Annotated in this window: 11 protein-coding genes and 1 other annotated feature; of the genes, 5 read left to right on the top strand and 6 right to left on the bottom strand. The window is 36.9% G+C overall.

What is annotated here, in order from left to right:
* Nucleotides 1-14 precede the first annotated feature (14 nt).
* A complete protein-coding gene (gene mnmM / locus AC1Q6O_RS12830; protein ID WP_089985606.1) occupies nucleotides 15-593 on the bottom strand; it encodes a tRNA 5-(aminomethyl)-2-thiouridylate-methyltransferase MnmM in 579 nt (192 codons plus the stop codon).
* Entirely contained in the window at nucleotides 590-1,546 is a 957-nt protein-coding gene (gene mnmL / locus AC1Q6O_RS12825) for a tRNA modification radical SAM protein MnmL/YtqA (RefSeq protein WP_089985609.1), read from the bottom strand. Before mnmL ends, mnmM begins: the two co-directional genes overlap by 4 nt.
* 226 nt (nucleotides 1,547-1,772) lie before the next feature.
* Between mnmL and AC1Q6O_RS12820 the strand changes: the two genes are divergently transcribed.
* The 4 genes from AC1Q6O_RS12820 (at nucleotide 1,773) to leuS (ending at nucleotide 8,026) form a co-directional block, all read left to right on the top strand.
* Nucleotides 1,773-2,954 carry an MDR family MFS transporter gene (locus AC1Q6O_RS12820; protein WP_008176650.1) on the top strand — a complete coding sequence of 394 codons (1,182 nt, stop codon included), beginning with the start codon at nucleotides 1,773-1,775 and terminating at the stop codon, nucleotides 2,952-2,954.
* A 144-nt stretch (nucleotides 2,955-3,098) separates the two neighbouring features.
* On the top strand, nucleotides 3,099-3,446 hold the full coding sequence (locus AC1Q6O_RS12815; protein WP_008176651.1) for an ArsR/SmtB family transcription factor: 348 nt from the start codon (nucleotides 3,099-3,101) through the stop codon (nucleotides 3,444-3,446).
* A gap of 57 nt (nucleotides 3,447-3,503) precedes the next feature.
* Nucleotides 3,504-5,246 (top strand): SulP family inorganic anion transporter, encoded by a 1,743-nt coding sequence (locus AC1Q6O_RS12810; protein ID WP_107922373.1) that lies wholly within the window; start codon nucleotides 3,504-3,506, stop codon nucleotides 5,244-5,246.
* Between the two features lie 65 nt (nucleotides 5,247-5,311).
* Nucleotides 5,312-5,522, top strand: a binding site (T-box leader).
* Nucleotides 5,523-5,608: 86 nt separating this feature from the next.
* The gene (gene leuS, locus AC1Q6O_RS12805) at nucleotides 5,609-8,026 is read left to right on the top strand and encodes a leucine--tRNA ligase (RefSeq protein WP_107922374.1); all 2,418 of its coding nucleotides are present in this window, start codon (nucleotides 5,609-5,611) and stop codon (nucleotides 8,024-8,026) included.
* Nucleotides 8,027-8,478: 452 nt separating this feature from the next.
* On the opposite strand, the gene AC1Q6O_RS12800 is transcribed toward leuS, so the two are convergent.
* Nucleotides 8,479-9,660, bottom strand: a complete 1,182-nt coding sequence (locus AC1Q6O_RS12800) for a NupC/NupG family nucleoside CNT transporter (protein WP_043990191.1) — start codon at nucleotides 9,658-9,660, stop codon at nucleotides 8,479-8,481.
* A 491-nt stretch (nucleotides 9,661-10,151) separates the two neighbouring features.
* On the opposite strand from AC1Q6O_RS12800, the gene AC1Q6O_RS12795 reads away from it, so the two are divergent.
* Nucleotides 10,152-10,412 carry a sigma factor gene (locus tag AC1Q6O_RS12795; protein ID WP_237068849.1) on the top strand — a complete coding sequence of 87 codons (261 nt, stop codon included), beginning with the start codon at nucleotides 10,152-10,154 and terminating at the stop codon, nucleotides 10,410-10,412.
* On the opposite strand, the gene AC1Q6O_RS12790 is transcribed toward AC1Q6O_RS12795, so the two are convergent.
* The 3 genes from AC1Q6O_RS12790 to AC1Q6O_RS12780 are packed head-to-tail and all read right to left on the bottom strand — an operon-like array spanning nucleotide 10,370 to nucleotide 13,120.
* Nucleotides 10,370-11,626, bottom strand: a complete 1,257-nt coding sequence (locus AC1Q6O_RS12790) for a permease (protein ID WP_107922375.1) — start codon at nucleotides 11,624-11,626, stop codon at nucleotides 10,370-10,372. The genes AC1Q6O_RS12795 and AC1Q6O_RS12790 overlap by 43 nt on opposite strands.
* 4 nt (nucleotides 11,627-11,630) lie before the next feature.
* Nucleotides 11,631-12,329: a response regulator transcription factor gene (locus AC1Q6O_RS12785; RefSeq protein ID WP_008176665.1), complete on the bottom strand. Its 699-nt coding sequence runs from the start codon at nucleotides 12,327-12,329 to the stop codon at nucleotides 11,631-11,633.
* 38 nt (nucleotides 12,330-12,367) lie between these two features.
* Nucleotides 12,368-13,120: a sensor histidine kinase gene (locus AC1Q6O_RS12780; protein WP_008176667.1), complete on the bottom strand. Its 753-nt coding sequence runs from the start codon at nucleotides 13,118-13,120 to the stop codon at nucleotides 12,368-12,370.
* Between the last annotated feature and the right edge of the window lie 23 nt (nucleotides 13,121-13,143).

Below are 13,143 nucleotides of genomic sequence, written 5' to 3'. Positions count from 1 at the left end.
GCCTTTTAAATTGTCTATAAATTAGGATAATCCTTCATCTTTTCTAACGCAATGACGAATGGAGGGTCATTTTGCTGATTGAGAAATTCGTATTTTAAGACATGGACATATTTTTGTGGAAGTTGGCTGACAAAGTCTATTACAGTATCTCGTTCTTCTTTGCCACCAGGGTGACCATGATAAATAACAAGGATGATTAAACCGCCAACCTTTAAAAGCTTAAGCAAGTCTTCAATAGCCTGAATCGTTGTACTAGGCTTGGTAATAATATCATGATTGCCACCCGGCAAATAGCCGAGATTAAAAATGGCTGCGGCTACTTTCTTGTGTACGAAATTGGCTACTTCTTCATGCCCTTTATTTAAAACAAGGGCGCGATGTTCTAAACCATGGTCTAGTAGACGATGTAGTGTTGCGTCGACTGCTTCTTTTTGGACATCAAAAGCATAAACTTGTCCTTCATCCCCGACTAGCTGTGCTAAAAACAGCGTATCATGGCCATTTCCGGCAGTGGCGTCAACAACTGTATCTCCTTCTTCCACACTATCTTTTAGTAGCTGTTGAGCATATTGTAAAACTCGTTGTAGTTTCATTTAACAACCTCAGTCTTATAAAATTTCCCCTGCCAACTACCACGGCGCTCCAATTCGGCATCGATGCCATTCAATACTTCCCATTTATTAACGCTCCACATTGGACCAATCATTAAATCTATAGGTCCATCACCTGTAATGCGATGAATGACCATATCGGGTGGTAAAATTTCTAGCTGATCAGCGACTAGTTTTGTATAAACATCCTGATCTAAAAACTCGAGCATCCCTTTTTCATATTGCTTCACCATTGGTGTCCCTTTTAATAAATGAAGTAAGTGGATTTTAATACCTTGGACATCTAGCTTCGCCACTGCTCGTGCAGTTTCCATCATCATGTCATAATCTTCAAGCGGTAGACCATTTATAATATGTGAGCAAACACGAATACCATGCTTTCGAAGTTTTTCAACGCCCTCCACATAGGTTGCATAATCATGTGCACGATTAATAAGATTGGCAGTTTTTTCATGAACGGTTTGAAGACCAAGCTCAATCCATAAATACGTACGCTTGTTTAATTCTGCTAAATATTCTACAACATCATCTGGTAAACAATCAGGTCGAGTAGCAATAGAAAGACCTATAACACCTTCCTGCGCCAAAGCAGCTTCGAATTTTTCCTTTAACACTGGGAGCGGGGCATGTGTATTCGTATAGGCCTGAAAATAAGCCATATATTTGCCGTCTTTCCATTTTTGGTGCATTTTGTCTCGAATTTCAGCGAATTGAACTTCAATCGGATCAACCTTGTTGCCTGCAAAATCACCTGAGCCTGCAGCGCTGCAAAATGTACAGCCGCCAAAGGCAACCGTACCATCACGGTTTGGACAATCAAAGCCAGCATCTAATGCTACTTTAAATACTTTGTGACCAAATTGATCGCGTAAATAGCGATTCCATGTATAGTATCTTTTCCCTTCAGAAGGAAAAGGAAAATTAATTTCTGTCATCTATTTCACTCCTCTAACGCCTTATTTTATCATGAGCATCTCGTTCCGTCATGGGGTAAGGATATATCATGAAAGATGTTGCTCCAATTTTCGCTTGGATCTAGTGAATTATAGCTATTCATAGCCTTTAATAAATTGTAAAAAAGGTAAAATTATTTTCCTTGTACTTTTAAGTATTTCAGCATAAACTAGCTATTTAGAGACGCGAAATAATGGAGGACATCAAATGCCAAAACGTGTTTGGTTTTTAATTATCGGAATGCTTGTGAACACAACAGGCAACTCATTTTTATGGCCTTTAAATGCCATATATATGCATGATTATTTAGGGAAAACGCTGGCGATGGCTGGCTTTGTCCTGATGCTAAATTCTGCTGCGGGTGTTTTAGGCAATCTATTAGGTGGTTACCTATTTGATAGAATAGGTGGTTATAAAGCCATCATGCTTGGAATCCTTTTAACAATTGCTTCATTAATAGGCTTAACGCTTTGGCACGGGTGGCCGCATTATGTATGGTTTTTAACGATATTAGGCTTTAGTGGGGGTATTGTTTTTCCTAGTATGTTCGCATTGGCTGGAGCAGCCTGGCCAGAGGGTGGGCGAAAGGCCTTTAATGCCATCTATTTGGCTCAAAATGTGGGTGTAGCTGTAGGTCCTGCACTTGCAGGTGTGGTGGCCGATTATCAATTTGACTATGTGTTTAAGGTCAATTTAGGGATGTATATTTTATTCTTTATTATTGCTTTGCTGACATTTAAACGTTTAGAGGTAGGGAGTATTGCACCAAAGAATGTGGTTGGTGAAAGTAAGCGAATCATTAACAAGGCACCATTCTATGCCTTATTAATCATTAGTTCATCCTCCGTTTTATGTTGGCTAGCCTATTCGCAATGGAGTGCAACAATTTCATCCTATACGCAAGATTTAGGTTTAGGATTAAAGCAGTATAGTTTACTATGGACGATTAATGGTCTGCTAATTGTGATAGGGCAGCCGCTCATTGCACCGCTTATCAAACGTTGGGAGCATCAGTTAAAACGTCAATTGGTTTTTGGTGTCATCTTAATCGCTATATCCTTTGGTATTATCGCGTTTGCGAGTGATTTTAAAATGTTTGGTGTAGCCATGCTTGTCTTAACTTTCGGAGAAATGTTTTATACACCAGCATTACCAACTATTGCAAATCAACTTGCCCCAAAAGGTCGACAAGGCTTCTATCAGGGTATTATTAACAGTGCTGCGACTGGTGGACGTATGATCGGTCCTTTGTTTGGTGGAATTATGGTGGATCAATATGGCATGATTCCTCTCGTTTTAACTTTAGTAGTCATTGTGCTGTTCGCGATTATACCATGTCTTATTTATGATTATCCTCTCAAGAAGAACAACATAGTAGTAGATTCATAGTGAATAAATGCAAAGAGCAAATCGAGTGTTACACACTTGGTTTGCTCTTTTTTTCATAGTGGATATTGAAAAATTATCAATATAGGCTTACAATCATACATATTCAAATATTTGAATATGTAGTTGTATGGGGGGATTTATTTTATGGAAGAAGGATTGCAGCAGTTTAAGGCAGATTTTTTTAAAGCGTTAGCACATCCATTACGTATTAGAATACTGGAACTTCTTGTAGAAGGTCAGAAGAGTGTCAATGAGATTCAAGATTGCTTAGAGAAAGAGGGATCCGCCGTTTCTCAGCAGCTAAGTGTATTACGCGCTAAAAATATCGTTTATGGAGTGAAAGAAGGCAAGAAAGTTTACTATTCTTTAAGCGATCCGATGATTGGTGAATTACTTGGTGTGGCCAAGGATATTTTTAATAACCATTTAGTTCATACCATTTCAAGATTAGAGGAAATGACAAGTAATGATAGTGACGAAGAAAATAAGTAACCTCCATAATGTGGAAAAGTTATGCTTTGCTTATTATTGGGAAGGGAAGATTTATCTATGAAGTCACTGTTTACAGGACGTTTTGAAGGGTATTCAGTCCATCATGCTAAAAAGGATTTATTGTCCGGAATCATTGTTGGAATCGTTGCTATTCCACTTGCAATGTCCTTTGCTATTGCATCAGGTGTAAAGCCTGAATATGGTATTTATACGGCTTGTATTGCAGGTGTTTTGATTTCCATTTTTGGTGGATCAAAATATCAAATTGGAGGACCTACAGGGGCTTTTGTGCCGATTCTTTTAGGAATTGTCCTAACGTATGGCTATGAGGATTTATTACTGGCAGGTTTAATGGCGGGGGTATTGCTTTGCTTAATGGGCATTTTTAAGCTAGGGACCTTAATAAAATTTATTCCCCGTCCTGTAACAATTGGTTTTACAGCAGGTATAGCAGTAATTATTTTTACAGGTCAAATTGCCAATTTTTTAGGACTAACCAATATGACAAGACATGAGTATTTTATAGCGAATATTCAAGAGATAGGAAAGCAAATTGGAACTACTAATATTTTCAGTATTTTAACAGCAGTCATTTGTTTCATAACAATAATGATGACACCTAAATTCTTTCCAAAGGTTCCCGGTGCATTAGTGGGTATTATAGTCTCCACTCTTGTGGCGACTTTCTTTTTTTCAGGTCAAGTGGCTACGATTGCCACAGCCTATGGTCAAATACCTAATACATTACCCTATTTCGCAATACCTACTATTACAATCGAGCGCCTACAGCAGCTTATTGGACCTGCATTTGTCATCGCGATGCTTGGAGGTATCGAGTCGTTGTTATCTGCAGTCGTGGCAGACGGGATGACGAATAGCAAGCATAATAGTAATCGAGAGCTAATCGGTCAAGGAATTGCCAATATCGTAACGCCGATGTTTGGAGGAATACCTGCGACAGGAGCGATTGCTCGTACTGCAACTAACATTAAAACAGGGGCAGTATCCCCAATGTCGGGTATCATCCATGGTGTGTTTGTATTAATCACCTTATTGTTATTAGCACCATATGCTTCCCATATACCTTTAGCAAGTATGGCACCCGTATTAATGGTAGTTGCTTGGAATATGAGTGAACGTAAGCATTTTGCTCATATTATAAAATTGAAATCTGGTGATTCGCTCGTTTTATTAATTACCTTTTTATTAACCGTATTTACTAGCCTTACATTAGCGGTAGAAGTAGGGCTTGTGTTAGCCGTGCTATTGTTTGCAAAACGCATGAGTGAAAAGCTTGTTGTGACAAAGGTACTACCAGACCATTCGAATAAAAGCGAGAAGGTGCAGCATCATGTCGTTCACCAACAGCATGATTGTCCACAAATAAGCTTGTATACCATCGAAGGTCCACTGTTCTTTGGTGCAGCACAAAGATTTGAACAAACGATAGCAAGCACTTTACAACAGCAATCTAGAGTTTTGATATTACGCATGGGGAAAGTGCCCTTTATGGACTCTACGGGTGAAGCATATTTTAGCAATATCATTGACAATTTTACAGCACAGGGTGGCAACATTTTGGTAACAGGGGTACAGGATGACTTAAAGATAGCCCTTCAGCAAAATGGACTTTACGATAAAATTGGAGCCCATCATTTTTATCAGCATACAGGAGAAGCGATTACAAGAGCCTTCAGCTATTTGGACAGAAATCGATGTATTGGATGTCAGCATTTTGCTTTTCATGAATGCAAAGAATTCTCTAAATCTGAGGAAAAAAAGGAATTAATTGTTCAGTAATGGGTAAGCTGTAAACAAAGGCTTGTGCTTTTCAATACTTTCCATTAGAATAAATGCAATATCATGTAAAGACTGTGATGAGGAATAGTAGATTTGTGGTTCTTTTTAGAGAGCTAGCGGCTGGTGAAAGCTAGTAGGAAAGCAAATCGAACTCGCCTACTGAGTCTGCCCGCGTGAAATAGCGTGTGTCGTTTCTTCCGCGTTAAGGAAGCTTGAGCCGAGTGTAATCACTAATTTGGGTGGTACCGCGGGAGTGCAAATTCTCTCGTCCCTTCTATAAGGAAGGGGCGAGTTTTTTTATTTTTTAAATATTTTGTCAATTCTAATGAAGAGCAGCAAGATTCATTGAAGGAGGAAAAAAAATGAGTTTTAATCATCAACAAATTGAAAAAAAGTGGCAGCAATATTGGGCTGATAACAAAACATTCAAAACTGAAAATGAAACAGAAAAGCCTAAATTCTTTGCATTAGATATGTTCCCATATCCATCTGGCGCTGGACTACACGTAGGACATCCAGAAGGATATACGGCGACAGATATTCTATCACGCTTTAAACGTATGCAAGGCTATAATGTATTACATCCAATGGGCTGGGATGCGTTTGGTTTACCAGCGGAGCAATATGCACTTGATACGGGGAATGATCCGGCAGAATTTACAGCGAAAAATATTGCGACATTCAAACGTCAAATTCAAGAGCTAGGTTTCAGCTATGATTGGGATCGTGAAATTAACACGACTGATCCAGAGTATTATAAATGGACACAATGGATTTTTATCCAGCTTTATAACAAAGGTTTAGCTTATGTGGATGAAGTAGCTGTTAACTGGTGTCCAGCACTTGGTACGGTATTGGCGAATGAAGAAGTAATTGATGGCAAATCAGAGCGTGGTGGACATCCAGTAGAACGTCGACCAATGAAGCAATGGATGCTTAAAATTACTGCCTATGCAGATCGTTTAATTGATGACTTAGAGGAAGTTGATTGGCCAGAGTCTATTAAAGATATGCAGCGTAACTGGATTGGACGTTCAGAAGGAGCAGAGGTAACATTTGGTATCGATGGGACTGATGAGAACTTTACCGTGTTCACAACTCGCCCTGATACACTATTTGGCGCTACATATTGTGTGCTTGCACCTGAGCATAAATTAGTGGAACAAATAACGACAGCTGATCAACGTCAAGCGGTTGAAACTTATTTAGAAAAAGTTAAAATGAAGTCTGATTTAGAGCGTACAGATTTAGCAAAAGAAAAAACTGGCGTATTTACAGGTGCCTATGCAGTAAATCCGATTAACGGTAAAAAAGTGCCAATTTGGATTGCAGACTATGTATTAGTGTCTTATGGAACAGGTGCTATTATGGCGGTTCCTGCACATGATGAGCGTGACTATGAATTTGCATCAGCATTCAATTTAGACATTGTTCCTGTTCTTGAAGGTGGGGACATTAGTAAAGAAGCATTTACAGGTGATGGGCAACATATTAACTCTGATTTCCTAAATGGCTTAAATAAAGTAGAGGGTATTGCTAAAGCAATTGAATGGTTAGAGCAAAAAGGCGTTGGAGAGAAGAAGATATCTTATCGTCTGCGCGACTGGCTATTCTCTCGTCAGCGTTACTGGGGAGAGCCTATTCCAATGATCCATTGGGAAGATGGTACGATAACAGCAGTTCCAGAATCGGAATTACCGTTAATGCTACCGAAAACAGATAATATCCGTCCTTCAGGAACTGGTGAATCACCATTAGCTAACATTGCAGAATGGGTCAATGTTGTAGATCCAGAGACAGGTAAAAAGGGACGCCGTGAAACAAATACAATGCCGCAATGGGCAGGATCTAGCTGGTACTTCTTACGCTATATCGATCCTACCAATACAGAAGCAATTGCAGACCCAGAATTACTAAAACGCTGGTTACCAGTTGATATTTATATTGGTGGAGCAGAGCATGCTGTATTGCATTTACTATACGCACGCTTCTGGCATAAAGTGTTATATGATTTAGGCGTTGTTCATACGAAAGAGCCATTCCAGAAATTATTTAACCAAGGTATGATTCTTGGTGAAGGTAATGAAAAAATGTCTAAATCTAAAGGGAATGTTGTGAACCCAGACGAAATCATTGAGTCACATGGTGCAGATACATTGCGTCTTTATGAAATGTTCATGGGGCCACTTGAGGCTTCTGTAGCTTGGTCTACAAATGGTTTAGATGGGGCACGTCGCTTCTTAGATCGTATTTGGCGTCTACTTGTCAATGAAGAGGATGGAACGATTTCAGCGAAAATTCAAGTGTCTAATGATGCAACATTAGAAAAATCATACCACCAAACAGTGAAAAAAGTGACAGAGGATTATGAAGGTATCCGCTTTAATACTGCTATTTCACAAATGATGGTATTTATCAACGATTGCTATAAAGCTGAAGTAATCCCAACAGCTTATGCGGAAGGCTTTGTTAAAATGTTGGCACCAATGGCTCCTCATATCGCAGAAGAGCTTTGGAAGCTATTAGGTCATGAAGGAACACTTTCTTATGAGCAATGGCCAACATACGATGAGTTAAAACTTGTAGATGATGAAGTGGAAGTAGCGGTGCAAGTTGCTGGTAAAGTTCGTGCCAAAATTGTCGTAGCTAAAGATGCTTCAAAAGAAGACATTGAAAAAATAGCGCTTGCAGATGAAAAAGTACAAGAATATATGGCAGGAAAGAGCTTAGTAAAAGTTATCGTTATTCCAGGCAAACTTGTAAATATTGTCGTTAAATAAAGAGACATAATTTCAAATGTGCATTACTAAAACTTAGTTATCAAAACCTAAATTAAAAAAAGATAAATAAATCAAAGGACAAAACATATTTTATATCACTAATATGTTTTGTCCTTTTTAAATTAGTATTTGAAGTGAAGGAATGGATAGATCCCATTCAAGAGCAGAACCTCTTTAAACTATTATTCAGAACGTTGAAAAGCTGAAAGAACACTCATTTGTTTAAGAGTTAAAACAAATGAGTGTTCTTTTTTATGCTATTCCAGTTCACGTGTGCCCACACCTTTACTTATACTACAAGTAAATTTCCTTTGTCATAAAATTACAATGAAATGCATACTCGTGTCCACATATCTATTTTGTCTTGCCAAAGTGAGATGATAGGAAGTTACAATACAGAAAAACTGCACCCAACCATCGAGTGCAGTTTAAAAAATAGTCCCATATTCAATTTAAATAATCAAGCCAACAATTATTGCCGTTAAAATACTTACAAGTGTCGCTCCATAAAGCAACTTTAAGCCGAAACGTGCAACAACATTTCCTTGTCTTTCATTTAACCCTTTGACTGCCCCAGAAATAATACCAATGGATGAAAAGTTAGCAAAGGATACTAGGAATACAGAAATAATACCTAGCGTACGTTCGCTCATTGTGTTCTCAATTTCTCCAAGGTTGATCATAGCAACAAATTCATTCGTTACTAATTTAGTGGCCATTATTCCTCCAGCTGAAACAGCATCTGCCCATGGGATACCCATTAGGAAAGCAATTGGTGCAAAGATATAGCCTAATATTTCTTGGAAAGAAACACCGATAATCATATCAAACAATGAATTGATTAAATCCATTAATGCTACGAAGCCAATCAGCATGGCTCCAACAATGATGGCTACCTTAAAGCCATCCATAATATATTCACCAAGCATTTGGAAGAAAGCTTGCTTCTGCTCATCTTCAATGGTTAAGATATCTTCCTCTTCTTTTACGGTATACGGATTAATGATGGAAACAATTATAAAACCACCAAATAAGTTTAAAACAATCGCCGTTACGACATATTTTGGTTCAATCATCGTCATGTACGCGCCAACAACTGACATAGAGACGGTCGACATCGCGGATGCACATAATGTATACATACGCTGAGGAGTGACCTTGTCTAATTGTTTTTTGACTGTAATGAATACCTCAGATTGACCTACCATTGCTGAAGCAACAGCATTATAGGACTCCAATTTTCCCATGCCACTTACTTTACTTAAAAAATAACCGATCCATCTCATGAGGAAAGGAAGGATTTTGAAATGCTGTAAAATCCCGATTAACACAGATATAAAGACAATTGGTAATAAGACACCTAAGAAGAATGGAGATTCTCCTTCATTCGCTATACCACCAAAAACAAATGATATACCTGTATTTGCGTAGGATAATAAATGATCAAATACATTTGTTATTCCTTTGATTAGAACATAACCAATCGTTGTATTTAGAAGTAAAGCCGCTAATATAAATTGAATGATTAACATAATCAATATATATTTATATTTTATTTCTTTTTTGTTTTTACTCATTAACAGAGCTAAACCAAAAACAAGTAGCAATCCACAAAGGGATATTAAGTATTTCATAAATTCCTCCATAAGTATAATTTAGGGCGTTTGAATCCAAGACAACAAATATTCTTTTGCTCAAAATGTTCCATCTAAAAATTTGCAGAACAACCAAAGAACTTAATTTGTCAGACGTCAGACAAACAATCTCACTATAACAGTTTTTTAACTAGCTATTCAAGAGTTAAAAGAAAAAAAGTATGCGACTTGGCATACGAAAAGGACGAATCCAGTATCAAAACAACTAAATCATTTCTTTATATGACATACTTACAGGATGATTTCCCTGAATGGGGGAACTCAAAACTACTTCTTGCATAAAGTTGTTCACATCCATTCAAAATAACATCACCTTCAAATGTGGAAACATATTTTATTGTGTGATGTTTTTGAAATATTATGTCCATCGTTTAAATGAAACATAGTTTTTGAAAAGATTATTTCTTTTTTTGGAAACCAAATGACCCATCATTACGACTATAAAGTGAATATACATTGGAGGTGTTACGGTGAGTGAGCATTTAGAGGCGGTCATGGAGGAGCATGGAGAATATTGTTTACGAGTGCGAGTGGCGTATTTATATGTAAAGGACTGGACGATAGCTGAGGAAATTGTTCAAGATGTATTTTTTGCCTATTATCGTCAACCGGATCGCTTCGAACAAAGATATTCTTTAAAAAACGTTTTTTACAGAAGACAAACGCCTGAACCCGCTATTTTGCGAATTCAGGCGTTTTTATCTTCCGTTTCAGTCTGTAGCATTAATTGATAAATACTAGATATCATAAAGCTAGCTGCTAATCCGTAAAGAGCATTGAAGCTTAAACCAACACCGATCCCTATGATGATGGAAAACAGTATGACAAGCCAGTTATGTTTATGAATATGACGATTCGTAAATAAAAGAATAAACATAAACGGTAGCATGGTAATGTGAAGAAATGCGAAAGAATAAATAACTCCTAAAATCGTTAAATCGATAGATAAGAAAAAGGTAAATAAAAGGATGAGTAGACCAATTAGATAAAAGTAATAGGGCCTTTTCTTCACAAAAAATCGTTTGGTTGCCCGCAAATCCACAAGTAAGGTTGTGATAATGGCCAACAGTACAATGACAAGGAAAGCAAATGTCAGAAACCCAGGCTGTACTTCATATAAAAACGTAAAAATTAGAATTTGAAACTGACCAAATGAGCCACTATATAAAGCAATCATTAAAATAGCTGTAAAGGATAGCGTTAATAAAGCTAAAATCACACCTGAAGAAAACAGGCTGCGACCTACTTTTTTTGGCTTAATAAAGGCGATTAAATACCATGTTGATTTATCAAAGAGAACTTGTCCTAAAACGGCTAGTTGAATAATGACATAGAACAGCAGGATTTCACTATTTTTAAAATAAAATAAATAAGGGTGATACAAGCGAATACCTTCATAAACGGTGCTAGCACCATTTTGTACAAAATAATAAATAGGGATAAAAATAAGTAAAGAAAATAAAGCGATGATAAATAATATTTCTAGCCACAATATACTTTTCACAGACATCATGCGATCCAGGAGGAGCATGCCCACCAAAAATAACAAAATTGTGACGGGGACTGGTATGGTTAACATAATTTCAGATAACACACTAATGCTTATTAATTGTATTAACCAAAGTTCAATGCCTGTTAAAAGGTAAAAAAATCGTATGACTTTTAAATTCATACCACTCAATTTTTTCTGTATCGTAAAGAGTAAAAAGCTTTGTGTATGCTGGTTTTGTGTGTAATCACTCTTTTTTAATAATGAGCCCAGTATGACAAATGAAATGGCTGTCGCTAATGTATAACAAATGCCCGCCATAAAGCCATACGAAATAAGGGCAGAAGGAGAGGACAATAGTAAATTACCATTAATCCATCTCGCTAAAAGTATGATGACACCTGCTGCTGTGCTTAAACTTGCAAATGGTACGAGCAATGAAAATTTCTTTAGCATATCTTCAATTACCTTTACTCGTTTTAGACGATTTATATTGACGAGGTGATTGATTATATTTTTTCTTAAAAGCTACACTAAAATAGTGTTGGCTATTAAAACCACAGCTCTCCGCAATTGCTGACATACTAGCATCTAGATTTTCACTTATTTTCTTCACGGCCATCTCTAGGCGATAATTATTAATATATTCATTAATGCCGATGGATTGCTCCTCCAAAAACTTACGACTTAAATAACTAGGGTTTAAATGGATTTTTTCAGCAATAATATTTAAACTCAGTTTTTCATGATAGTTTTCATGAATATAGGAAAGGGCGCTTTGGATCGCATCATGGTTAGAGCTCCATACTTTATATTTCTCCACAATAGCATTTAATTCACTAGCAATAACAGGCTTTGTTAGATAGTCCTTTACTCCAATACGTAACGCTTGCTGCGCATATTCAAAGGTTTGATAGGCTGTTACCATTATAATGTCTACATCATAAAGTTCTTTTAACTCTTTACTTAAAGTGATTCCATCTTTCCCAGGCATTTGAATATCCAAAAAGGCGATAGTCATACGGTGCTTTTTAGCTAATTGCAGAGCTTGTGAAGCGTCCTGAGCAGTATGGAATGTCCAATTAGGGAAATGTGGCTTTAATAAATAAATCATTTGCTCAAGCTCTAAAGGCTCATCATCTGCGATTAATATATTCATGTTGAGGTTCTCCTTTCATATTCAAATTAGTAGAAAGCCTAAGCGGGAACATGGATCGTTACAGTGTAAAAATGTTGATCGTTTTGAATTGAAAATAAAATACTTTCGAGTCCATAAATAAGCTCGAGACGTTTTTTAATATTTTCAAGACCATAACCTTGCTGCAATTCATCTTCTACTTGCTCAATAGCCGATTCTATCTTTTCTGATGGTTGTGTATTTTTTATTTCTATTAATAAAAACTTGTCCATTTTCTTTATATAAATGAAAAGTTCAGCAGGTCCTATATGCTTTTCAAAGCCATGTTTATATGCATTTTCAATAATGGTCTGGAGAATAAATGGTGGTATTTGTACAGATAATGCTGCATCATCAACATACTTATGGACCGTCAAACGATGTCCAAAGCGTAGCTGTTGAATATTTAAATAGCTATCGACAAATAGCACCTCGTTTTTTAAAGCAATTAACACCTCATGATTATTATATTTAAATTTAAAAAACGTTGCTAAGGCCTCAATGCCCGCTACCAAATCTTCCTTTCGATTGATACGGGCTAGGCTCAGTAATGAATTTAATGCGTTAAAAAAGAAATGGGGCTGTATTTGCTGATTTAGCTGAAGAATATTGGCTCTTTGTAAATCTTGCTTTAGCTCTAAATTTCTTTTTTCTTCCTCTAGGCTATCAATTTGTTTTTCGAAAATAAATATAAAAGTAAGCAGAAAAGCTCCAATAATTGGAGCGATTACACATAGGAGAATATATATGTTGAAGGTTTCTAGTTGTAACATAATGACCTCTCCATTGAATTTAT

It is taken from the genome of Lysinibacillus sp. GW823-FHT06C08, assembly GCF_058795135.1.
Note: the sequence above shows the minus strand (reverse complement) of the source record. Positions and strands in the feature narration are given on the sequence as shown.

Bases quoted from the DNA above. Each gene is read 5' to 3' on its own strand.
- mnmM (WP_089985606.1), bottom strand. From the start codon at position 593: ATGAAACTACAACGAGTTTTACAATATGCTCAACAGCTACTAAAAGAT.
- mnmL (WP_089985609.1), bottom strand. From the start codon at position 1,546: ATGACAGAAATTAATTTTCCTTTTCCTTCTGAAGGGAAAAGATACTAT.
- AC1Q6O_RS12820 (WP_008176650.1), top strand. From the start codon at position 1,773: ATGCCAAAACGTGTTTGGTTTTTAATTATCGGAATGCTTGTGAACACA.
- AC1Q6O_RS12815 (WP_008176651.1), top strand. From the start codon at position 3,099: ATGGAAGAAGGATTGCAGCAGTTTAAGGCAGATTTTTTTAAAGCGTTA.
- AC1Q6O_RS12810 (WP_107922373.1), top strand. From the start codon at position 3,504: ATGAAGTCACTGTTTACAGGACGTTTTGAAGGGTATTCAGTCCATCAT.
- leuS (WP_107922374.1), top strand. From the start codon at position 5,609: ATGAGTTTTAATCATCAACAAATTGAAAAAAAGTGGCAGCAATATTGG.
- AC1Q6O_RS12800 (WP_043990191.1), bottom strand. From the start codon at position 9,660: ATGAAATACTTAATATCCCTTTGTGGATTGCTACTTGTTTTTGGTTTA.
- AC1Q6O_RS12790 (WP_107922375.1), bottom strand. From the start codon at position 11,626: ATGCTAAAGAAATTTTCATTGCTCGTACCATTTGCAAGTTTAAGCACA.
- AC1Q6O_RS12785 (WP_008176665.1), bottom strand. From the start codon at position 12,329: ATGAATATATTAATCGCAGATGATGAGCCTTTAGAGCTTGAGCAAATG.
- AC1Q6O_RS12780 (WP_008176667.1), bottom strand. From the start codon at position 13,120: ATGTTACAACTAGAAACCTTCAACATATATATTCTCCTATGTGTAATC.